The organism is Winogradskyella forsetii (assembly GCF_013394595.1).
Lineage (GTDB): Bacteria > Bacteroidota > Bacteroidia > Flavobacteriales > Flavobacteriaceae > Winogradskyella > Winogradskyella forsetii.
In genome coordinates, this window is record NZ_CP053348.1 from 1,428,473 (window position 1) to 1,450,032 (window position 21,560).

At 33.7% G+C, this 21,560-nt stretch carries 22 protein-coding genes; 6 read left to right on the forward strand and 16 right to left on the reverse strand.

The genetic code is table 11. The annotated features are described in order from the left end of the window. Positions 1–7 precede the first annotated feature (7 nt). The 14 genes from HM987_RS06210 to HM987_RS06275 form a co-directional block, all read right to left on the reverse strand. Positions 8–1,690 carry a hypothetical protein gene (locus HM987_RS06210; protein ID WP_179006212.1) on the reverse strand — a complete coding sequence of 561 codons (1,683 nt, stop codon included), beginning with the start codon at positions 1,688–1,690 and terminating at the stop codon, positions 8–10. 259 nt (positions 1,691–1,949) lie between these two features. Continuing rightward, on the reverse strand, positions 1,950–2,453 hold the full coding sequence (locus tag HM987_RS06215) for a hypothetical protein (protein ID WP_179006214.1): 504 nt from the start codon (positions 2,451–2,453) through the stop codon (positions 1,950–1,952). A gap of 141 nt (positions 2,454–2,594) precedes the next feature. Then, on the reverse strand, positions 2,595–3,308 hold the full coding sequence (locus tag HM987_RS06220; protein ID WP_179006216.1) for a hypothetical protein: 714 nt from the start codon (positions 3,306–3,308) through the stop codon (positions 2,595–2,597). A gap of 162 nt (positions 3,309–3,470) precedes the next feature. Further along, the gene (locus HM987_RS19525) at positions 3,471–3,710 is read right to left on the reverse strand and encodes a hypothetical protein (RefSeq protein WP_229724599.1); all 240 of its coding nucleotides are present in this window, start codon (positions 3,708–3,710) and stop codon (positions 3,471–3,473) included. 188 nt (positions 3,711–3,898) lie between these two features. Next, a complete protein-coding gene (locus tag HM987_RS06230; protein ID WP_179005702.1) occupies positions 3,899–4,294 on the reverse strand; it encodes a hypothetical protein in 396 nt (131 codons plus the stop codon). 197 nt (positions 4,295–4,491) lie between these two features. Then, positions 4,492–5,571, reverse strand: coding sequence for a magnesium/cobalt transporter CorA (gene corA, locus HM987_RS06235; RefSeq protein WP_179006218.1), 1,080 nt, complete (start codon positions 5,569–5,571; stop codon positions 4,492–4,494). Between the two features lie 3 nt (positions 5,572–5,574). Next, the gene (locus HM987_RS06240; protein WP_179006220.1) at positions 5,575–6,108 is read right to left on the reverse strand and encodes a mechanosensitive ion channel domain-containing protein; all 534 of its coding nucleotides are present in this window, start codon (positions 6,106–6,108) and stop codon (positions 5,575–5,577) included. 47 nt (positions 6,109–6,155) lie between these two features. Further along, positions 6,156–7,097, reverse strand: a complete 942-nt coding sequence (locus HM987_RS06245) for a septum formation inhibitor Maf (RefSeq protein ID WP_229724626.1) — start codon at positions 7,095–7,097, stop codon at positions 6,156–6,158. A 112-nt stretch (positions 7,098–7,209) separates the two neighbouring features. Further along, positions 7,210–7,803: a Maf-like protein gene (locus HM987_RS06250; RefSeq protein WP_179006223.1), complete on the reverse strand. Its 594-nt coding sequence runs from the start codon at positions 7,801–7,803 to the stop codon at positions 7,210–7,212. Position 7,804: 1 nt separating this feature from the next. Continuing rightward, positions 7,805–8,731 carry a geranylgeranylglycerol-phosphate geranylgeranyltransferase gene (locus HM987_RS06255; protein ID WP_179006225.1) on the reverse strand — a complete coding sequence of 309 codons (927 nt, stop codon included), beginning with the start codon at positions 8,729–8,731 and terminating at the stop codon, positions 7,805–7,807. 8 nt (positions 8,732–8,739) lie between these two features. Next, positions 8,740–9,051, reverse strand: coding sequence for a hypothetical protein (locus tag HM987_RS06260; RefSeq protein WP_179006227.1), 312 nt, complete (start codon positions 9,049–9,051; stop codon positions 8,740–8,742). 81 nt (positions 9,052–9,132) lie between these two features. Beyond that, entirely contained in the window at positions 9,133–9,666 is a 534-nt protein-coding gene (locus HM987_RS06265; RefSeq protein WP_179006229.1) for a KdsC family phosphatase, read from the reverse strand. A gap of 12 nt (positions 9,667–9,678) precedes the next feature. Next, a complete protein-coding gene (locus tag HM987_RS06270) occupies positions 9,679–10,239 on the reverse strand; it encodes a hypothetical protein (protein ID WP_229724627.1) in 561 nt (186 codons plus the stop codon). After that, on the reverse strand, positions 10,239–11,018 hold the full coding sequence (locus HM987_RS06275; protein WP_179006232.1) for a Rossmann-like and DUF2520 domain-containing protein: 780 nt from the start codon (positions 11,016–11,018) through the stop codon (positions 10,239–10,241). Before HM987_RS06275 ends, HM987_RS06270 begins: the two co-directional genes overlap by 1 nt. 450 nt (positions 11,019–11,468) lie before the next feature. On the opposite strand from HM987_RS06275, the gene tnpA reads away from it, so the two are divergent. From tnpA to HM987_RS06305, 6 genes are all read left to right on the forward strand, one after another. Next, positions 11,469–11,930, forward strand: a complete 462-nt coding sequence (tnpA, locus tag HM987_RS06280) for an IS200/IS605 family transposase (protein ID WP_179006233.1) — start codon at positions 11,469–11,471, stop codon at positions 11,928–11,930. Between the two features lie 425 nt (positions 11,931–12,355). After that, positions 12,356–12,745 (forward strand): group III truncated hemoglobin, encoded by a 390-nt coding sequence (locus HM987_RS06285; RefSeq protein WP_179006235.1) that lies wholly within the window; start codon positions 12,356–12,358, stop codon positions 12,743–12,745. Between the two features lie 53 nt (positions 12,746–12,798). After that, entirely contained in the window at positions 12,799–13,248 is a 450-nt protein-coding gene (gene mscL / locus HM987_RS06290) for a large conductance mechanosensitive channel protein MscL (RefSeq protein ID WP_179006237.1), read from the forward strand. A 103-nt stretch (positions 13,249–13,351) separates the two neighbouring features. Beyond that, positions 13,352–16,546 (forward strand): cytochrome c biogenesis protein CcsA, encoded by a 3,195-nt coding sequence (gene ccsA, locus HM987_RS06295; protein WP_179006249.1) that lies wholly within the window; start codon positions 13,352–13,354, stop codon positions 16,544–16,546. Between the two features lie 404 nt (positions 16,547–16,950). Next, positions 16,951–17,520, forward strand: a complete 570-nt coding sequence (locus HM987_RS06300; protein ID WP_179006251.1) for a hypothetical protein — start codon at positions 16,951–16,953, stop codon at positions 17,518–17,520. Positions 17,521–18,044: 524 nt separating this feature from the next. Then, positions 18,045–19,196, forward strand: a complete 1,152-nt coding sequence (locus HM987_RS06305; protein ID WP_179006253.1) for a trans-sulfuration enzyme family protein — start codon at positions 18,045–18,047, stop codon at positions 19,194–19,196. A gap of 1 nt (position 19,197) precedes the next feature. On the opposite strand, the gene HM987_RS06310 is transcribed toward HM987_RS06305, so the two are convergent. Both HM987_RS06310 and pckA read right to left on the reverse strand, forming a co-directional pair. After that, positions 19,198–19,881 carry a DUF2490 domain-containing protein gene (locus HM987_RS06310; protein WP_179006256.1) on the reverse strand — a complete coding sequence of 228 codons (684 nt, stop codon included), beginning with the start codon at positions 19,879–19,881 and terminating at the stop codon, positions 19,198–19,200. 57 nt (positions 19,882–19,938) lie between these two features. After that, positions 19,939–21,549: a phosphoenolpyruvate carboxykinase (ATP) gene (gene pckA / locus HM987_RS06315; protein WP_229724628.1), complete on the reverse strand. Its 1,611-nt coding sequence runs from the start codon at positions 21,547–21,549 to the stop codon at positions 19,939–19,941. Positions 21,550–21,560: the final 11 nt, after the last annotated feature.

Here is a 21,560-nt window from a genome sequence, read left to right on the forward strand (position 1 = left end):
GTTATTTTTAATTACAAGGTTTTTCGTTTATTGTTGTATTGTCATTCTTTAGTTTTAGTTGTGACCAATTGGTGAAATCATCTTTATCGCCTTTGTATAATGTTAGCCCTAAATCCATATCTTTTAATGCAAAAAGGAACTTTTGTTCGTTAATATTAGCAGAGATATTTGGATTAATAAAGTACTTATCTCTAAATAATAAAGACAAAGCATCTTCATCACTTAGATAGATAGAAGCTTTAGCTAAAAATGCATTTGTATCAGAGATAGTTAAAGCATATAGAGTATCATCATCTGTAGATGCATTGCTATTGCCAGTTGTAGTAAGATACATAACAAAAGTATCTGCATTATTAATGAGGTTATTACTGTATAAAGACCACAATGAGAATAAATCACCAGGTGAAAAAACAGGTAAACCTCCTAGAAAATGGTTGTGTATAAAGGAATCTGTCGGATTAAGAATGGTGTGATTAGGTATGCCATGTGTATTAGGGTCACTTTCTATTCTATCACCAGAAGAATAGTCCATATTGCCATCATTACCAATGTTACCATAGTAAAGTATTTCTGTGTTACCAGTTGTGGCTGTTCTTAACTCTTGCATACGATTTGTCCAATTGCCATTATTTGCGATTTGCTGTAATTGATTACATCGTCTATTGCGTTCATCTTCCTCAACACATTCAGCAAGAGTATTTTCATCTGCAACACAATCACATATTTCTTGGCTATAGTCCCCAAGCATACAGAATTCATATGGACTCAAAGCGCAATCTCCGTCTAAGTCACCATCTAATCGTTCAGTACATTCTTCGGGTTTTATTGTAACTGTAATTGATGGGTCATCTTCTGTTGGGTCAGGTAAAGAGACACCTCCAGGATTTCCTGTGTCTCCTGGGTCGTAAGGGTCTTCAATGTCCCAGCTTTCTTCACAGGCGTAAGTTATGACTTGTTCTGTAGATGGGAATCTTGGTGTATAGGCGATACAGCCTCCACACTCAGACATACTTGTGTGTCCACAACCACATGGTGTCGTAATATAATTAGTAGTTACAACAACAGTTCCTATACAACCAACAGGATAATCTGAGCTGTAAATAGCTCCACCACCTCCGCCAGTACCATAATCAGCTGGATTGCCAAGACCACCACCTAACTCTTCTTCAAAGGCTTCTTCTGGGTCGGTGTATTGTGTCAATGTAGCTCTTTTTGATTGCACCTCACCTTGATATACGTCACCTTTATTGTTTAGCCAATATTCAGTTGGTGTATATTTAGTGATAAACATATCTGATTCACCATTCTTATATTCTATGGTAAGGTTATAGAAAACTGTACTATCATTTTGGTGTACAATCTTCATTGTATAAGATGTGTAATCGCCAAGTGTCGCTTGCTTAATAATATCAGTTTCTATAATTAACCCAAGAGTATCTGTAGTTGATTTAGCTTGTATATTCTCAGAAAATCTTGAGGCTTTATACCTATCTAAATTGTATTGGGCTTTAAGATTGCTAAAAGTAGTATTGGCATCATCATAGGATATTGTTTCTATTTTAGGAATTTTACGTTCCGAGTTTTGTTCTGTAGAAACATTATCATCTTTTTGACAGGCAATGGAAATAGCGGAAATTCCAAAGAGTAGGATTCCAAATTTGAGATAAGTTTTAATTCGTTTGTTTTTCATACCGTTGTTGGTTTTAAGTTAATCATTTAAATTTAATTCGAGTTAATTTACTTTCAAATCGATAATGAGTGAACTATGTTTCTCGTTTAGTTAACTGCTCATTGGCTTGGTAAATTAACCACAACGGGTTTGTGTATGATTTCGTTGCGTGTTTAAGCACTAAAGTTAGCAAATAAATCACAGATAGAAAGTCCGCGAGGACTTTCGTAAATAGGCTATAACTAGCAATGAATTATACACGTTGTTAGCTACAGTATTTTTAATTTTCTAAATAATCTTCTATAAAGTGAGTTCTATTGTATAAAAATAGCCAACCCATTTTGTTAGTTTTTGAATTAGGTTGATTTTGATAAGTCCATTCAATACGATAATTTTTTGTCTCCCATACTTGAGCTTTGTTTCCTATTTTTCTTCTGTCTTTTACGAATCCAGTCGGCAAGTTATCCCAATGTTTTATTAATTCATTTCTAATTTTCTCATAAATCTCAAAAGGTAAACCATCTCCATTTTCTCCAAAAATCACGTGTAATGAAATTAGTTTTTTACTTTCAAAATATGCAACTAATCGATAAGGAAAATCTGTTTTAATATCTACTAACTCCATTTCAGATGATGCTATGACCCAACCAGTCTCTGGTAATGGATCTGGTGCAGTAATTTCTCCAAGACCATCTAATTCGAAAGGTTTGAGAGTAGGATTTTTGTCTTGGGCTTTTACCAAGATACTCATCAGTATTAGAATTAGTAAAAATGTTTGTTTCATTTCGAATGTTCGTTTTTTCATATTGTAGCTAACGTGATTGTATAAGATTAGTGGCGTGTTTAAGCACCTAATTTAGCAAAAAAACACCAGATAGAAAATCCGCGAGGATTTTCGTAAGTAGGCGAGAACTAGCCATTAATTTTATACGGTGTTGGCAACTGGCTTTTTATTCAATTTGTTAATTATTTCCTCGTCTTGAAATGTCCGAATTCCATTTTTATAATTGTTCAAAAAATATTCATCGTAACCTGTATCATTAATTTTTTCCGCAATAATTTTTTCTGTAAGAAATGATTTTGGATTAGGAACAGTCAATGTCGCTATAAGAAAATCAAATTCATTCATTTCGTCAGTCCATTTTATTTTTAGAAATCCGTTTTTATCAATTATTTCGGTTTCTTTTTCTATTGTGTAATCAGAAGGTTTGAAATTATATTCAGAATATATTTTTGTCCAGCGTTCTTTTATAATTTCAAGATTTCTACTTTCCTCTAATTTTGGGTTTATTAAAAGTCCAACAGTTCCCCAACTTTTATTTAAAGAAGGCCCAGTTTTTTTCCAAAGTCCTTCTGCTGATGCCATAGCAAATGCTTGACTTTCTAAATTTCGAGCGTTTTTAAGTACTTCTTTAAATCTCAAAATGTAAGCGTTTCCAAATTCCGTTTTTGGGTGATTTGACAAAATCATTGTATGTGTATTTCTACGAGAACTTGATTCTCTTCCGTAACGAATTCGAGCTTTTAATGGAATTAGATTTTCTGTAGGTTCTAGATAGAGTTTTCTCCATTTAATTCGTTTCGGTTCGTTGTCCCAAAGTAATGAACCTATGATTATTGCTCCTCCTTTAAATTCCATCTATGTTGTTTTTCAGCTTGTTGCCAACGCTCAGTGTATGGTTTGTTGCGTGATTAAGTTACTAATTTAGCAAACTTTGACGAGCCTGAGAAAATTCCGAAGGAATTTTCCAGATAAGCACTTGGCAAGCAATGAACTATACACAATGTTGTAGGTAGTTTTTTATAGTCCGTCAAATATTCCTCCAATAAATTCTCCAACACCTTCTAATAATCCATCAAAGACATCTCCGAAATCCAGCCAAGAAGCGTCAATATCTAAATCAGGAATTGCTAACCAATCTACAGAAGTCGAAGTTGTAAGTCCACTTAACATTTCGGTTTTCATATCAACATAGTTGCATACCTCTCCAGTAATTTCGTGATAAGCGTCAAAGTCAGAATGAGAAGAGAATGTACACATAGCCCAACAATGCCAATCTATTCCGCTAGAATCATAGTGTTTAGATTTTTTTGAGGGTTTTTTAACTTCTTCTGGCTTATAGTATTTTTTATTTCCGTGTTCTGCGACTAATATCTTTCCAATATCTGTGATTTATTCTTTTTTATTAGGTGGTGCTGTAGGACATTGAGTGTTCATTTTTAGTTTTTTTATTTTTCATTCAGTTTGTCAAAATATTTTTTACGATAAAATTCATTGACATCTCTTTTTATAGTGTCCGTTTTTGAATTTCTAACATAATATTCAAAATCAGAATCAATTTTCTTATATAATGAATCTCCAATATTTATTTTTTCGTGGATGAAAAAAGGAATTTCTTTTTCCCATTTATTGTCAATTAAAATCGGTCTAGTTCGTCCGTTATCTTTGACTAATAATAGACTTGTTATTTTTCCAGAGTATGAGTTATTTCGGATTTTTTCATATTCTTTTTTAAGATAATTCTGCGAATTGTTTTGAATTAGTGAGATAGAGATAATTACAATAAAAATTGGAATAAACACCAATGCAAGACTTTTTCGGATTGTCTTTTCTTGTTTTTTCAATTCATTTTTGTTTTCCGTACTCATTGGTCAAATTACCTACAACACCTGTATAAGGTTACTTAAGCCATAAAAGTAACGTTATTTCGCTTAAGTCTGTACTTCTGGGTGGTCTGTTTTAAGGCTAATAATATCAAGCTTTATAATTCTTACTATTTTTAATATATAAAACGTGCAAATATCAAATGGATCTTCATATCCTACAACCACTTCTTACGCTTAAAATAATACAGTAAACCCAAAAACATAACGAACATCACGCCAAGCAGTACAAAATAACCATAGCGGTATCGCAGTTCTGGAATGTACTCAAAATTCATTCCGTAGATACCAGCAAGAAAGGTCAATGGAATAAAAATGGATGACATAATGGTGAGGACTTTCATCACTTCGTTCATACGGTTGCTAATGGTGGTCATATACATATCCATTAAACTCCAAATCATTTCACGGTAAATATCTATATTTTCGGATACTTGAATTAAATGATCGTAAACATCTCTAAAATAGGTGATTGTGCGTTTGTAAATCAATGGGTGTTCGCCTTTTTCGATACGGTTGATAATTTCACGAAGCGGAAAAATAGCACGACGTACTTTTAGTATTTCACGTTTTAGTTGTTGGACTTCAATATTGATATCTTCCTTTGCATTGCCAGCAAATAAATCGGTTTCTAAATCTTCAATTTTATTCCCTAAAGTTTCAATGATGCTAAAGTAATTATCGACAACCGCATCAATCAACGCATAGAGTAAATAATCAGATTTTAAACCTCTAATACGGCCATTTCCCAATCGTATTCGTTCTCGTATGTTGTCAAAAACATCACCTTCAGATTCTTGAAACGATAGCACGTAATTTTTTCCCAAAACAAAGCTCACTTGCTCAATAACAATGTTTTCATCCTTATCATAATACAGCATTTTTAGGACGACGAAGAGATAATCATCGTATTCATCAATTTTGGGACGCTGTGTGGTATTGACGATATCTTCAAGCACCAGCGGATGCAAATCGTATTGCGTTCCAATTTGTTCAATCTCTTTTATTGAATTTAAACCATCAATATTAATCCAAGTTACGGAATCCGTATCCTTAAATGCAAAGGCATCTTCAATATTGGTGAGAATCTTTTCCCTGATGCTGTCCTTGTCATAGTCGAAGGATTCAATATGAAGGGGTTTGTCGTTTTTGGTTCCCGTATATACAAGGGTTCCAGGCGCTTTTCCCGTATGTTTTTTATGATTTTGGGTACGTTTTTTGGCGATTCTTTTCCTCATGTGTTATAAAATACTTGTATCGTCCAAAGCATCTTTTTCCATTAAAGTTACAGCTTTCTGAAGAATAAGATTATTCGGATAGGTGGTAATATTACCATTATCTTCCCTTAAAATAAGTTGAAAAGCCCTAATATCTTCTATAATGGCTTCAATTGGTGCGTCTTTATCGTGTATTTTAATTTTATCGCCAACTTTATAGGGGAAGGAAAAAAACATAATAACACCAGAAGTGATATTGCTAAGGATGGACCAAATAGCAAATAACCCAATACCAATTACAGCAAAAACCGAAGAAAAAACTAAAGAAATTTGTTGCGTTTCCACGCCGAGAATAATGGACTCTATCAAAATAGCAATAAGTACCAATACAACAGTCACATAGCGACCAATAAGTGTCGCTCTTGCTTCTGTTGTACCACTTTTGTGACCAATTTTTTTTACGGTGATAACAATTATTTTTCGGATTATGAATAAAATTATAAGCAGTACTACTGAATATATAATTTCCGATTGGTGGGTTTGAAAAAAGTTTGGCATTCTTGTGGTTTTGGTCTGAACAAATATAGTTTAGATTCCTGAATTTTTTATTTCAACTTTAAAGTTTCCCTCAGACTTAAATCCGAATTATTGTTTTTGGTCCAATAATCAGATTTTATGGTTTTTAATTTCGTGGCTTTAGTGGTTAAAACGGAAGCAGCATCACCATAACCGCTTAAAAAAGTTTCTTCCCAACTTAAAATTTCATAAGGAAAAATAGGATTAAAATTGATGCGTAATGTTCTGTTCAGGTTATTGTAAGTCAATGTGTAAGTGCTGTTGTTAAGGTTTGCAGTGGCTTCAAAAGCTTTTATATCCTCGTGTTTTAATCTCGTATATTCAACAGAAGGTATAATTTTCAATGATCCTGCTGGTAAGCTCTTAGGGTCGATTCTCAGTTTTAGCCAAAGCTCATTTTCCGTCCAGGTTTTTTCGATATGAAATGTTTCATCAGCTTCGCCTTGAAAGTAGGAATGCGACATCACTTCAAAATCAGATCTATTATTGAGTTGTGTATACACTTGGCCGCACCATTCTTGAACAGAGGCCGAAATTTTTAAAGCATGTTGATTGTTTGCTACAGGATAAAAGGTGCTTTGCATAATCGAATAGGGGTAAATACCTGTATTGAAATTTTTGGTGGCATTAAGCTTTAAAACAGGAATATTATTTTCACTATAGTTGTCAGCTTTGACTTGTTCTTCTGGTAAAAAATCTTCAGTTACAAATATTAAAACTGCTGTGCCTTCCCGTATTTCACCATAACGCGCCTGTTCTAATTTGTAGGACGTAATTTCTGCTTCACCATTATACCAATAATCTTTAAATTCTGATGACAATTTGGTTTTTGGTGTTGATGGTTGTGTTTTGGTTTGTGAAATTGTTTTATTTTCTGAAGTTGAAGTATTATTTTCTTTGCACGACAACAACGTTACGAGTAACGCAATACTAAAAAGCAGTCTGTTTTTTATATTTAATATTTTTATCATAAATTGAATATTTTAAAATTTAAAGAGACACTTCGACTGCTTGCCTGTTCAATAGACAGGCGCTCAGCGTGACAGCTCGTAAAATAAAACACATTATAATAAAGATAAGGCTCTAAATGCCGTCTGCAATGGCATTTAACGTTTCATAAAGTAAATGGGTTGGTAAGCCAACGACGTTGTTGTAAGACCCTTCAATACTTGTAATACCTATTGCACCAATCCATTCCTGTATGCCATAAGCACCAGCTTTATCCAAGGGTTTGAAATGGTCAATGTAATATGAGATTTCATCATCGGTCAAGCTTTTAAAGGTCACTTTTGTGATGGTGTTGACGATGCGTTGTTCAGATTTTAAGGTGAAGCATATTGAAGTCACCACCTCATGGGTTTTATTGCTCAACGATTTTATCATTTTGAAGGCATCGTCTTTATCTTTGGGTTTTCCTATGGCTTTTCCGTCCAGCCAAACAATGGTGTCACTAGTAATTAGGAGGTCTTTCTGTTTTAAAGATTTGGCAAAAGGTTCAGCTTTTAGTTGTGCCAAAAAATCGGTTATTTCTTCACGTTTTAGGTGATCAGGATAAATTTCTTCAACAGGTTTTAGCTGAATCTCAAAATCGAGATGTAGGTCTTTTAAAAATTTATGACGACGTGGTGAGGCTGAGGCTAGAATTAGGTTGAAATCTTTGAGTTTTTCTTTGAGCATGTTATTTCAAGATAAAATTATACAACAACAAAGATAGCATTCCTGTAAGCATCACTATTTTTAAAACCAGACTAATATGTTTGTATTGTGCATTAGTTTCAGCGTTAAATAGTTTAATACTGACGTAAATTAATGGTGCGATGACCAAAATTAAAAAGTAACCAACAACCAATTGTTGTTTGAATAGGTAAGTAATGACATAATAGGTTACGGAAAATATAGGAACCAACGACAAGATAAAAACGATTTTATTTGCTCGTGCTCTACCTAAAAGTACAGGTAAAGTTTGAATTCCGGCGTTATGGTCACCATCAATATCTTCAATATCCTTTACCATTTCCCTAACCAAATTTATCATAAAGGCGAAAATGGCATAATCTTTAATGATATTGATAAAAGTCGTTTGAACCACTTTATTATTGGCATTCATTGCGGGAATCAATTCAAAAATTCCGACCAACAAAATACTTAAGGCGACGACAATTGAAACTACAACATTACCAACAACGGCAATTTGTTTTAGTGAAGTCGAATAAATATAGAGCAATGCAGAAGCTATAAAGAAAATGGCGAAAAAACCAGATTTCCCTATACCATTAGCTAAATAAAAACCGATGCCAACCCCAATGATATTTAACACCATGAATACTGTTGTTGCCGTTTTTTCTGTAATGTGCTTATTAATGATGAGTTGATTGGGTTTGTTGATTTTATCGGTTTCAATATCGTGAATATCGTTAATGATATAACCTCCAGCGGCAATGCAAAGTGTAGCAAAAACCAAAAGGAAAAAGTTGAAATCGCTTAAGGTTATGAAAACACCATGACTTTCACGGAAAGGTAACAAAAGGGCATACTTTATTAAGTATTGCGTCAGCGCAATGATGAGTAAGTTTTTCCAGCGAATTAAATTGAGAAAGTGGATCATTTGAGGGATTAGTGGGATAATATTTGGTTAATGAGGTAGTAAGCAAAAACGGCTATGATAATAAAAACAATGGCACTGACAAATGCCGTTTGTTTTAATAGTTTCCGTTCTTGACTTCTTATTTTTGCTTTAATGTTTTGTTTGTCTTCATTGGTTAAATCTTTATGCAAAAAATGCATTTTGTAATGCAAATGTGCTTCAAGATCCAATTTTTCCTTGTATTTGGAAAATGGTTTTGCAGACCTTTGGTTAAATGTCGCCTGACTATTACCAAAACCAATATAACCAAACCCTGTGCTATGTCTTCTTCTGCTTGACATTTATATTATTCGTTATTTTTAAAATTGAAAGAGTAAGTATGATATTTAGTTTACTGCTTACTGCCGACTGCCAACTGAATACTAGTCATACTTAGCACCAAAATTACCATTCCATTTCCCTTGTACTTTTAGCACTTGTTCAATGACATCCCTTACCGCCCCTTTTCCACCATTTTTATGCGATACATATTTTGAAATCGCTTTAATCTCAGGAACAGCATCTTGTGGACAACAGGGTAAACCGACCAGTTTCATCACAGGAAAATCTGGAATATCGTCTCCCATATACAACACTTGGGTTTTTAAAATATTGTGTTGGTTTAAGTAACTGTTAAGCTGTTCAATTTTATTATGAGCCCCTAAAAAAATGTCTTTAATGCCCAATCCAGCCAAACGTGTTCGGACACCTTCGTTAGAACCGCCAGAAATAATACAAAGATTAAATCCAGCATCGATGGCAGTTTTTAAGGCGAATCCGTCTTTGATGTTCATGGTTCTTAACATTTCACCTTCTGTGGTTACGGAAATTGTGCCGTCGGTAAGTACACCATCAACATCAAAAATAAAGGTGGTAATATCTGCTAAGTATTCTTTGTAACTTTTGTCGTCGTTCATTTTATTTCTATGTTATATGCTTAACTCTATTAATTTGCTAAATATATCAAAATAATGTTTTTCTGTTCTTAAGTCTATGGTCAATATATTTTTTTGATAGGTAATTTGGTATATTTCATTTGTAATAAATAAGGGTTGAAGAACTTGTATTAAATTCTGAATTTCAAATGAATTTCTGTTTGTTATTAATATGTAGTTTTGGTGCGATTCGATCTTTTTTATACTTTGATTGACTAATTTCAAAATAGAATCCGTGAATTTCTTTTTTCGGATAAGAAAATCACTTTTAAAAGCCTTATTAGTTCGAGTTTTCCAAATTGCGGAAACAAATAAACTTTGCGATTTTGTGGATAAAAATAAATTTCCTGAAGTGAAAGTTGATTTTTTATATTCTAAAGCCCATTCTTTTGGCTTAATGATTTTTCCGTAAACTAAATAAGACCATGCATTGTATTTACCTTTTGAATTTCCGTCATGTTGACTAATGAAGTCTTCAAATTTTTTGCAAAATAATTCGTTCTTTAAATAGAAAGGCGACTGTTTTTCGCTTGATTCTGCATTTGGTTCTATCATTATTTATTTTTTAACTTTGTCGAAATATTATGCGTCTTTTTAATCGAAGACGTCAACAATCGGTAAATCGTTTCATGCTCTTCTTTTTCAGTCAGTTTCAACTGTCGCTTTATGGTTTTTTTATCGTTGCGTTTTGCAGGACCTGTTTGTGCCATATATGGTGACATGTTCTGGATTTTCTTTGCTGTTTCTTCGATTAAAGGATGTAAGATTTCAAACTCTATGTTTTTGGTTTCGCAAATTTCATGTCCGATTCTATAGAGTTGATTCGTGAAATTGTTGACAAAAACTGCCGCTAAATGAAGGGTTTGCCGTTGTTCGGTGGTAATTTTATGCGGTTTACAATCCACAGCTTTAGCCAAATCCTTTAAAAGTTGAAGGTTTTCTTTTTCATAGACTTCAACACAAATTGGTACATCACTAAAATCGATGTCCGCAGCTTTAGAAAACGTCTGTAGTGGATAAAAAACACCGATTTTATTCTTCTTGTCCAAATCGTGCATGGCAACATTTCCAGAAGTATGAACGACTAGCCGATTTGAAAACGGTAAATCGGATGATAATTGTGAAATACTATCGTCACTAACTGCCAAAATATAAATGTCGGCTTCCTTTAATTCGTTCAATTTATCTGTAACAGCAACTTCATTGGCATAGGAAGAAATGGAAGCACGCGTTCGATTATACCATTGTTTAACCAAAATGGTTTCAGACTCTGAAAATGCTTTATAAAGATGTGTGGCCACATTGCCAGCACCAAGAATTATAACTGATATCATGGTGTAAAAATACTAAGATTTCTTATTTTAGAATAAGAAGTTCAGGATTAAAACGATAACTTTGGATTATGCAAATAAGGTTCTCATTTCATGGACAATTTTCAGGTAAAAAGCAATATTCATTCAATTGGCCATTTATAGAAAGAATATTAGTAAAAGATATAAGATGCAATTGTCCCGTTAGGGACAATATATCGGTTGATATATTCTAAGATTATTTTAGGATAAGTAGTTTTGGATTAAAATGATAACTTTGGATTATGCCAATGAGGTTGTCATTTCATGGACAATTTTCTGGTAAAAAGCAATATTCAATCAATTGGCCATTGATAGAAAGAATCTTTGTAAAAGATATTAAGATTAAATTGTCCCGTTAGGGACAATATATCGGTAGATATATTCCATTCCATTAATCCAGCGTGCCTTTAGGTACGCTATGTGTTATTAATTATGCCAAACACATACACACAAATTCATATTCAGGTGGTTTTTGCGGTTCAAAACCGACAAAGCCTTATTAACGATGGTTGGAAATCGGAATTGAACAAATATATAACGGGAATTATTCAAAATAACAATCATAAGGTTTTGCAGATTAATGGTATGCCTGACCATATTCATATTCTTTTTGGGATGCGACCAACGCAGGCGTTATCAGATTTAATGAAAATGGTTAAGCATGACTCGTCTAAATGGATAAATGACAAGCGATTAGTTCAAGGCAAGTTTTCATGGCAATCTGGTTATGGTGCATTTTCGTATTCTAAGTCTGATGTTCCGAGAATTATAAATTATATCAAAAATCAAGAAGCGCATCATAAGAAAGTTGAATTTCAAGATGAGTATTTAAAACTGTTGAAGGATTTTAACGTGGAATATGATGAGCGATATATTTTGAAACCTGTTAGATGATTTTTAACCCATATGTTGTACCTAAAGGCACAATAGCTCTAGGCTAGCATTTTTTACCCATAGATAGTCCCTCACGGGACAAAAAATATGTCGAAAAAAATAATAGAATAGGTTTTAATTTAAAACCTATTGGAAACATATAATGAAATTGTCCCGTGAGGGACAACATATCGGTAGCAAGGACGAAAAACATGTCGAGAAAAAATAAACCAATTGTGTTTTTATAAACAATATATCAATAGAATTATTGATAAAAAAAATAATCGAATTCAATTGTCCCGTGAGGGACAACATATCGGTAGCAACACGTCAATAAAAAATAATCGAATTCAATTGTCCCGTGAGGGACAACATATCGGTAGCAACAAATTATGGGTAATAAATAACAACAGCCCAAATTGTCGCACAAAATATCGAAATTAATAATGAACAAAAAAGACATTAAAACCAGAGAAGATATATTCCTGTTGGTTTCCAAATTCTACGAAAAAGTAAGAAAAGACGAAAAATTAGGGCCGTTTTTTAACGAAACCATAAAAGATTGGGATACGCATCTTCAGCATTTAACGACCTTTTGGGAGTCCAGTTTGTTTTTAAAAACAAAATTTTTTGGCAATCCATTAGAAGCGCATATCAAAGTTGATAAAGCTTTTAACCATAGCATTACAGAATTACATTTTGGCTTATGGCTCAATTTATGGATTCAGACCATAGACGAATTATTTGAAGGCGATTATGCCGAAAACGCTAAACGCAGAGCACGAAAAATGGGCACCTTTATGTATATGAACATTTTTGCCGCTAGAAAACAGTGATCTTTAATAGGCTTCTTCTTAAATTTGCGCCTTAATTTTAAATATTCATATGAATGGGTTTGCTTAAGGAATTTAAAGAGTTTGCGGTTAAAGGTAATATGATGGATATGGCTGTCGGAATTATTATTGGTGCGGCATTCAACAAGGTCATAGATGTATTGGCAAAGCAAGTAATTTTGCCGCCATTATCTTTATTGACGGATGGTGTTAATTTTGATGAAAAGAAATGGGTTTTAAGGGATGCTGTAGTAGATGCTTCAGGAACAATTACCATCGAAGAAGTTGCTATAGCATACGGAAAATTATCTGAAGTATTCCTGGATTTCATTATCATAGGTTTTACCGTTTTTATCATTGTGAAGTTTATGAACAGACTGAGGACCAGAGCCCAAGATACAACAGACAAAACCGTAGTGACACCAAAGGACATTCAGTTATTGGCAGATTTAAAAGAACTGATGCAAGAGCAAAATAAAATGTTGAAGTCAAAATCAGGGAATTAGTATGCTGAATTAATAGAATTTTAACAACTTTTGAAACGTTGAATCCTACATCTAAATCGTTTAAAAACCATATCTTTGCGCGAGCTTAAAAAAGCCTATAGCTATGCAAAAGAAAATCGCTAATTTCCTATTCTCTACAAGACTTACTGCATTTTTATTTATTGCCTTTGCTGTTGCCATGGCAGTTGGTACAATCTTGGATCGAAACATGGAGACGTCTCCAACGCCATACACCAGAACGTTGATTTATAATGCCTGGTGGTTTGAGACCATAATGGTATTTTTTGTTATCAATTTTGTAGGTAATATTTTTAGGTATCGATTGCATAAAAAGGAAAAGTGGGCGACGCTAATTCTACATTTATCTTTCATTTTTATTCTTTTAGGAGCATTTATAACACGCTATGTTGGTTATGAAGGCATGATGCCGATTAGGGAAGGGGAGACTGAAAGTGAGTTTTTCTCTAGAAAAGCCTATATAAGCGGACGCATAGTTGGCGATTTTGAAATAAACGGCCAATTACAGCAGCGCAGGATTGAAGAAGAAGTTGATTTTTCCCCAAGATTGGATAATGAATTCGATAAAACCTTTGATTATGGTAAAACGGAAGTTACTGTTAAGCTTAAGGAATTGATTAAAGGTGCTGAAAAAGATATAATTCCGAGCGAAGATGGTAAACGCTATTTAAAGATTGTTGAAGCTGGTCAAGGCGCACCACATAATCATTTTTTGGAAGAAGGAAAAGTAGCCAACCTACATAATGTTCTGGTCTCGTTAAATAAGTTTCAAGAAGGCGCCATTAATATTTCCGAAACCGACGATGGACTTTTTATCAATTCACCATACGATGGTGAATATATGACCATGGCAACAGGTACTACAGGAAAATTAGTTAAAGATAGTTTACAGCCTTTGATTCTTAGGTCACGCTATATAATTGGAAATATGCAAATTGTATTACCTAAGCCAATTATAAAAGGGAACTTTGGAATTGTAAAAAAATCACAGTTGTTAAAAGGTGATGAAGACGGACTTATTTTGGAAGTATCAGCAAATGGTGACACAAAGGAAATAGGTGTTTTAGGTGGTCCAGGTATTAATAGCCAGTATGAAGAATTTGAAATAGGAGGACTGGAAATGGCGTTGAAATATGGGCCTAAAATTTTAGAGCTGCCTTTTCAAATTAAATTGAACGATTTTATTGCTGAAAAATATCCAGGTACGGAAAAAGCCTATTCGTCTTACGAAAGTAAAGTGACGGTCTTGGATAAGGAAGAAGGCGATTTTGATTATCATATCTATATGAATCATGTTTTGGATCATAAAGGGTATCGCTTTTTCCAAGCGAGTTTTGATCCCGATGAAAAAGGCACTGTTCTATCTGTAAACCATGACCTTTGGGGAACTTACATCACCTATGCTGGTTATATGCTATTGTATTTTGGACTGATGGCCATTCTGTTTGCCAAAAACACACGTTTTGATGATATACGCAGTAGATTAAAAAAATTGAAAGAAAAGAAAGCACAAATGATGACCATGATTTTGCTTCTCATCAGTGTTTCTGGCTTTGCACAAGTCCACACGGAAAATGATGGTCACGATCATTCAAAAAAAACAGGTAAAGAACAAATTGATTCCATTCTAAGCGTTCATATTACACCAAAGGAACACGCGGCGAAATTCTCGGAAATGGTGGTTCAGGATTATGGTGGTCGTATGATGCCGATGCATACATTTTCATCTGAAATGTTGCGGAAATTGAGCAAAAAAGATACTTATGAAGATTTTAATGCCGATCAAGTATTTCTGTCCATTCAAGAAAGCCCGATGCTTTGGTACAATGTGCCAATTATCTATTTAAAGCCTAGAAAAGCAGATTCCATTAGAACCATTATCGGAATTGATTATGATCAAAAATATTCGAAATTAGTAGATTATTTCACACCTGACGGACGCTACAAATTAGCGCCTTATTTAGAGGAAGCTTATAAAGCGCAAGTACCTAATGGTTTTCAAAAGGAAGTAAAGGAAGCAGACTCTAGAGTTAATTTGTTGTATAATGCCATAGAAGGACGTTCCAATAAGATATTTCCAATACCAGGCGATGAAAACAATAAATGGATTTCGGCTTTGGAGTTTCGGGAACAAGGATATAGGGATAAAATAAAAGATTCATTATACGCCAATTTTATCAATAATGGATTTAGCGCGTATTTGGTCACCTTAAACAATGCCAAGCAAACAGGCGATTATTCTAAAGCTGAAAATTTATTAGCAGGCATCAAGAAAACACAGCAGAAATTAGGTAGCGAAGTGATGCTATCGGACGAAAAGATAAAATCTGAAATTCTTTACAACGATTATGATATTTTCAAGCGCTTGTATAGTTGGTACATGTATGCGGCTGCGGTTTTATTCATTTTAATTATTGTTCAAATCTTTAAATATAAAAGCAAAGGGCTCAAGATTGCTATAAATGTTTTTATAGGTGTTATTGTGTTGTTGTTTGCAATGCATGTTGCTGGTTTAATTTGGAGGTGGTACTTATCTGGTCACGCACCATGGAGTGATGCTTACGAATCCATGATTTATGTGGCCTGGTCCGTAATGTTATTCGGCCTGTTGTTGGGTAGAAAAAGTAATCTTACAGTTGCGGCATCTGCATTTGTATGCGCTATGATTTTAATGGTTGCGCACTGGAATTGGATGGATCCTGCAATTGCGAATCTTCAACCGGTTCTTCAAGGCTATTGGTTAATGATTCATGTTTCCGTTATTGTAGCGAGTTATGGCCCTTTTGCCATTGGTATGATTTTAGGGGTCGTCGCATTATTACTTATGATCTTTACAACTAAAGAGAACAAAGAACGCATGCTAATTAACATAAAAGAACTAACCATAATTAACGAAATGGCATTAACAGTTGGTCTGGTAATGCTAACCATAGGCAACTTCCTTGGTGGTATGTGGGCAAATGAAAGTTGGGGACGTTATTGGGGGTGGGACCCAAAAGAAACTTGGGCTTTAATTAGTATTATGATTTATGCTTTTGTGATTCACATGCGTTTAGTGCCAGGCTTACGCAGTCGCTGGTTCTATAATTTGATGTCCATTCTAGCCTTTGCGAGTATTTTGATGACCTATTTTGGCGTTAATTTCTATTTATCAGGATTACATGCTTATGCCAGTGGAGATCAAATATTGAGTTTTCAGTTTATTGCTATAACTTTGGGTGTTGTTGCTATACTAGGATATTTCTCTTATATGAAATTTAGAAAGTATTATAAGAAATAATCGAATTTTCTTTTGTTTTCTAATTATTTTTTTGTATACTAATAATACATACATCTAGACTATACTTCTTTTTCTTTAATGAAGTAATTTAATTAAAGGTATTTAATCACAATTTTTGGCCTATCGTCAGTTGGATAGGTTGTATAGAATTTCTGTAATTTTAGACTAACCATCTAACAGAATTTATAAGCATATTTAAATCTTATTAGTAGCAATTTATATTGTTTACATTAATCTTTATAAAATTAAATTGAGGTCAAATAATAGCTGACCACTAAAAGTCGAAATTAATTAAGACGACATCAAATAATAATTGATTCGAGAAAAGATGTTATGAGCATCAAAGTTGAAAATCGATACGAGTAAACATTAATTTAATTAACAATAAAACAATAAAATATTTTATGAAAAAAATAAAGCATTTCGCAATATTAACATTGATAATTAATATCATCTTTCTAGCATCTTGCAGTCCTGATTTAAATGATTCAGAAATTGTGGAAAATCATTCAATGGAAAATTATGCCAAAAACACGAGTGTAACTGTATCAGGAGAGGATTTAATTGTTGATGCAATAAAAATAGATTCGCTATCATATTTGTATGTCATTGATATTGATATAACTAATAGGGATACTTATGAGAGATTACCCACTAGGACACATGTATTTAAGTCTGATGATGTTAAGGATGATATTTCAAATTTGAGAACAAATTTCAGTAATTTTGATGGAACTTTTGAGGTATTCGTTCAAAATCAATTAATAGCTAGTTCTGTGATAAATAAAGGTGTAGTAGTAAGTTCTCAACTATATCAGTATGCTGGCGATTATGCATGTAGCGTTGATGGAATAACAACTTGTGCAGATGATGAAATAAACCAAATGAATTTTATTGAATATGCATTTTGTGCGGCTGGTGCCCCAGCTTGTCTAGCTGAAATCTATGCAAGTTGTATATGGGAAAATTGTTAAATTTAAAAATTTTATAATTATGAATAAGTCATACATTTTATATTTTATTTTTTTTGTAAGTATTATTCTTATGGTTATTACTATAAAACGAATACGAAAGCAAAAATATACTGGGAAATTTACAAAGTCAATATTGATTTATTTAACTATTTTATTTCCGATAATTGGGTTTATAATAACATTAGGTAAGAATAATGATTAATTATTGACCAAATTAATAGTATACAATTATATTAACAGCCATGATATTACTTAATATTATGGCTGTTTTTGTTGTTTCAAATTTACTTTATTTCATCATCAGGTTTAAAAAAAGTACATATCTAAGTATAACCTGTCTTATTTAATTATTTGGGCGAACTGATTTTATAGCTTCAATAGTTTTATACAAGACCCATTTTTAAATAGTGTGGTTTTTCTAAATTTTGACTTATGTTTATTTCTGAACTTCAAAAAGATTTTATTTTAATAAGATAACTAGAGTACTATTTTTATTAAATTTATGGTATATAATTTTATACGAAATGTCAAACAAAAAACCAGGTTTAAACACCATTTGCACACATACAGGAGAAATTAAGGACGAACAATTTAAAGGCGCTGTTTCACCAATGTATCTAAGTTCGTCTTACGAATTTTTAGATGTTGATGTAAAACGTTATCCTAGATATTTCAATACGCCAAATCAGGAATATTTATCCAAAAAAATTGCGGCTTTAGAGCATACCGAAGCAGCCATGATTTTTGGTTCAGGTATGGCAGCGATTAGTACCATGTTTTTAGCTTTTCTGAAACAAGGCGACCATTTGGTGGTTCAGAATACCTTGTACGGTGGAACGGTTAATTTCATCAAAGAGGAATTTCCTAAGTATGGCATAGAATATACATTTACCAATGGCTATAAAGTTGAAGATTTTGAAGCTGCCATTAAATCCAACACCAAATTGATTCATATTGAAACCCCTTCAAATCCATTGTTGACCATTACAGATATAAAGGCAGTTGCTGAATTAGGCAAGGTTAAAGGTATCTTAACGTCTATAGATAATACGTTTGCTTCGCCAGTAAATCAATTACCGATTGATTTAGGCATTGATATGGTCATGCATTCCGCCACTAAATATTTTGGTGGTCATAGCGATATTTGTGCTGGTGCTGTGGCGAGTTCCGAAGTTCATATTCAGCGGATTTGGAACGTTGGAAAAAATTTAGGTGGAAGTTTAAGCGACATGACCGTTTGGATGCTTGAACGTAGTATGAAAACGTTAGGACTTCGTGTGAAGGCACAAACCAAGAACGCCATGAAATTAGCCAAATGGTTAGACAAACATCCTAAGGTTTCAAAAGTGCACTATCCAGGTTTAAAATCGCATCCTGAACATAAATTAGCCAAATCCCAGATGAGCGGATATGGAGCCATGCTATCGTTTGAATTGAATGACGATATAGATTCACAACAATTTCAAAAACAATTGAAACTGATTAAATCTTCTATGAGTTTGGCAGGAATTGAAAGCACGATGCTTTCGCCTCATTTAACATCTCATTCATTATTAACTCAAGAAGAACGTGATAAAGTAGGGATTAGCAATCAATTGATTCGTTTTTCGGTTGGCATTGAAGAAACCAAAGATTTAAAACGCGATATCAATCAGGCCATAGAAAATGTTAATTAACTTAAACTTTCTTTTTGCTAAAATTGTATTTTAAATTTAATTGAAGAGATAATCGGTTAAAGCTCTTGGTCTTAAAAGAGTGTCTGGCATAGCCTAAATCAAAATTAATGTTCTTGTTAAGATTGAACCCAAGGCCTAAATACGCTCGGTTTTGCTGAAAATCGAATGCGTTTAAGTGAAAATGAATTTCATCATAGGTGGAAATAAACAGTGTATTACTTAAAGGGATTTTCACCTTGAATCTATAGCGTATTCTGTGTTTAAGTAAATTATCTGATGGAAATTCTAAAAAACGCTGCTCTAATCTAAAGCGTTGTGCAACTCCAATAGAATTTAATTTGTGGCTTATGGCTAATTGTTCAATGATTCTATGTTCTAGGGTGTGTGGTATGTCATTTATTTCAAAAGACGAATCAATATCACCATACCCATAGCCTATACCGACAGAGACATTCTTGTCAAAATGATAGTTTATACCAATAACACCTAAAAGTAAATGCTCTTTATTTACAGGTAATTCATAGTCCCAATTGGTAAAAGAGCCACTTATACTAAATTTTTCACTTATTCTGTTGGACGAGGTGATTTCATACCATGCACCTAATTGATCCTCTCCAGTATTTTGTGCATTTGACCGATTTTGAACTAGGAGAATAACAATTACTAAGTATAGGTAGTTTTTCATACATGTAGGTACAATAAAAAAGAGCCCATTTCTGGGCTCTTTTCAGTCATGGAATTATTAAACGTGATCGTTTAAGTGATGATGCTCATCAATTAATGGTCCACCTTCAATGATTTGCTCTGAAGCTTCACTCGCAAATTTTTCAAAATTCAAATGGAATGAATGTGCTAATTGAATAGCCTTGCTAATATAGCCACCCTTCTGTAACCAAGTGTTCATTGGGTCTAATATTTCTGTTGGTACATTAGGAATATATTTTGGCATAAACAATCCGAATATTGGATGTTGTTCATAATCAACGTTGTCTAGATCTCCATTGAGAATAGCGGTAATCATAGCTCTTGTATATTTTAGTTTTATACGAGATCCGACACCGTAAGGTCCGCCGCTCCAGCCTGTGTTTAGTAACCAAACATTAACACCAGCTTCTTGCATCTTGCTGCTCAACATTTCGGCATATTTTGTTGGGTGTAATGGCATAAATGGCTCACCGAAACAGGCTGAGAATGATGGCACAGGCTCTGTAATACCAGCTTCGGTACCAGCTACTTTTGCTGTATAACCAGAAATAAAGTGGTATGCAGCTTGGCCAGGCGTTAACTTAGATACTGGTGGTAAAACACCAAAAGCATCACAGGTCAAAAAGAAAATATTCTTAGGGTTATCTGCAAAAGAGGGTTGTTGAATATTATCAATATGATAAATTGGGTAACTTACACGAGTGTTTTGTGTTATGCTGCTATCCATATAATCGACCTCACCATTTTCTTTAAATACTACATTTTCGAGAATCGCTCCTGGCTTAATCGCTCTAAAAATGTCTGGTTCTTTTTCTTCTGTTAAATCAATTACTTTAGCGTAGCAACCACCTTCAAAATTAAAGATATTGTTGTTGGCGGTCCAGCCATGTTCATCATCACCAATCAATTTACGTTTTGGATCTGCAGATAACGTCGTTTTACCAGTACCAGATAATCCAAAGAAAATAGCGGTATCTCCATCTTCACCAACATTGGCAGAACAGTGCATCGGTAACACATTTTTTTCAACAGGAAGTATAAAGTTTAAAGAAGAAAATATCCCTTTTTTAATTTCACCTGTGTAGGCAGATCCACCTACTAATGCTACTTTTTTTGTGAAGTTAAGTATTGAGAAATTCCCCTGACGCAAACCTACAGCTTTAGGATCATTAGCTTCATATCCTGGTGCGCAAAGTACGAGCCATTCTTCTTCAAAATTTTCTAATTCGGCTTCGTCGGATCTTAAAAACATGTTATAAGTGAACATATTTGACCAAGGATATTCCGTTACGGTTCTTACGTTGGTCTTAAATTCTGGATCGGAACAGACATAAGCGTCTCTAACGTAGATTTCTTTTCCACTTAAATAGTTGACGATTTCAGACTGTAAATGGTCGAAATTTTCTGGAGTAATAGCTTTGTTCGTTTTTCCCCACCACACTTTGTCCTTCGTATAATCGTCTTTTACAATGAAGCGGTCTTGTGGCGAACGTCCTGTGAACTTTCCTGTATTGATAGCTAAAGTTCCATTAGCAGTTTCTTTTCCCATTCCTTTTTCAATAGTAATAGCTTGTAATTTTTCTGGAGAAAGGTTCCAATGTGCTTGGGTGTCTTTAAGTCCGTACTTTGTGAGGTCTCTAGTTTTCATAATTGAATTGT

What these genes read in the sequence shown, in the direction of transcription:
- HM987_RS06210 (WP_179006212.1), bottom strand. Translation starts at nt 1,690, where the DNA reads ATGAAAAACAAACGAATTAAAACTTATCTCAAATTTGGAATCCTACTC.
- HM987_RS06215 (WP_179006214.1), bottom strand. Translation starts at nt 2,453, where the DNA reads ATGAAACAAACATTTTTACTAATTCTAATACTGATGAGTATCTTGGTA.
- HM987_RS06220 (WP_179006216.1), bottom strand. Translation starts at nt 3,308, where the DNA reads ATGGAATTTAAAGGAGGAGCAATAATCATAGGTTCATTACTTTGGGAC.
- HM987_RS19525 (WP_229724599.1), bottom strand. Translation starts at nt 3,710, where the DNA reads ATGTGTACATTCTCTTCTCATTCTGACTTTGACGCTTATCACGAAATT.
- corA (WP_179006218.1), bottom strand. Translation starts at nt 5,571, where the DNA reads ATGAGGAAAAGAATCGCCAAAAAACGTACCCAAAATCATAAAAAACAT.
- HM987_RS06240 (WP_179006220.1), bottom strand. Translation starts at nt 6,108, where the DNA reads ATGCCAAACTTTTTTCAAACCCACCAATCGGAAATTATATATTCAGTA.
- HM987_RS06245 (WP_229724626.1), bottom strand. Translation starts at nt 7,097, where the DNA reads ATGATAAAAATATTAAATATAAAAAACAGACTGCTTTTTAGTATTGCG.
- HM987_RS06250 (WP_179006223.1), bottom strand. Translation starts at nt 7,803, where the DNA reads ATGCTCAAAGAAAAACTCAAAGATTTCAACCTAATTCTAGCCTCAGCC.
- HM987_RS06255 (WP_179006225.1), bottom strand. Translation starts at nt 8,731, where the DNA reads ATGATCCACTTTCTCAATTTAATTCGCTGGAAAAACTTACTCATCATT.
- HM987_RS06260 (WP_179006227.1), bottom strand. Translation starts at nt 9,051, where the DNA reads ATGTCAAGCAGAAGAAGACATAGCACAGGGTTTGGTTATATTGGTTTT.
- HM987_RS06265 (WP_179006229.1), bottom strand. Translation starts at nt 9,666, where the DNA reads ATGAACGACGACAAAAGTTACAAAGAATACTTAGCAGATATTACCACC.
- HM987_RS06270 (WP_229724627.1), bottom strand. Translation starts at nt 10,239, where the DNA reads ATGATAGAACCAAATGCAGAATCAAGCGAAAAACAGTCGCCTTTCTAT.
- HM987_RS06275 (WP_179006232.1), bottom strand. Translation starts at nt 11,018, where the DNA reads ATGATATCAGTTATAATTCTTGGTGCTGGCAATGTGGCCACACATCTT.
- tnpA (WP_179006233.1), top strand. Translation starts at nt 11,469, where the DNA reads ATGCCAAACACATACACACAAATTCATATTCAGGTGGTTTTTGCGGTT.
- HM987_RS06285 (WP_179006235.1), top strand. Translation starts at nt 12,356, where the DNA reads ATGAACAAAAAAGACATTAAAACCAGAGAAGATATATTCCTGTTGGTT.
- mscL (WP_179006237.1), top strand. Translation starts at nt 12,799, where the DNA reads ATGGGTTTGCTTAAGGAATTTAAAGAGTTTGCGGTTAAAGGTAATATG.
- ccsA (WP_179006249.1), top strand. Translation starts at nt 13,352, where the DNA reads ATGCAAAAGAAAATCGCTAATTTCCTATTCTCTACAAGACTTACTGCA.
- HM987_RS06300 (WP_179006251.1), top strand. Translation starts at nt 16,951, where the DNA reads ATGAAAAAAATAAAGCATTTCGCAATATTAACATTGATAATTAATATC.
- HM987_RS06305 (WP_179006253.1), top strand. Translation starts at nt 18,045, where the DNA reads ATGTCAAACAAAAAACCAGGTTTAAACACCATTTGCACACATACAGGA.
- HM987_RS06310 (WP_179006256.1), bottom strand. Translation starts at nt 19,881, where the DNA reads ATGAAAAACTACCTATACTTAGTAATTGTTATTCTCCTAGTTCAAAAT.
- pckA (WP_229724628.1), bottom strand. Translation starts at nt 21,549, where the DNA reads ATGAAAACTAGAGACCTCACAAAGTACGGACTTAAAGACACCCAAGCA.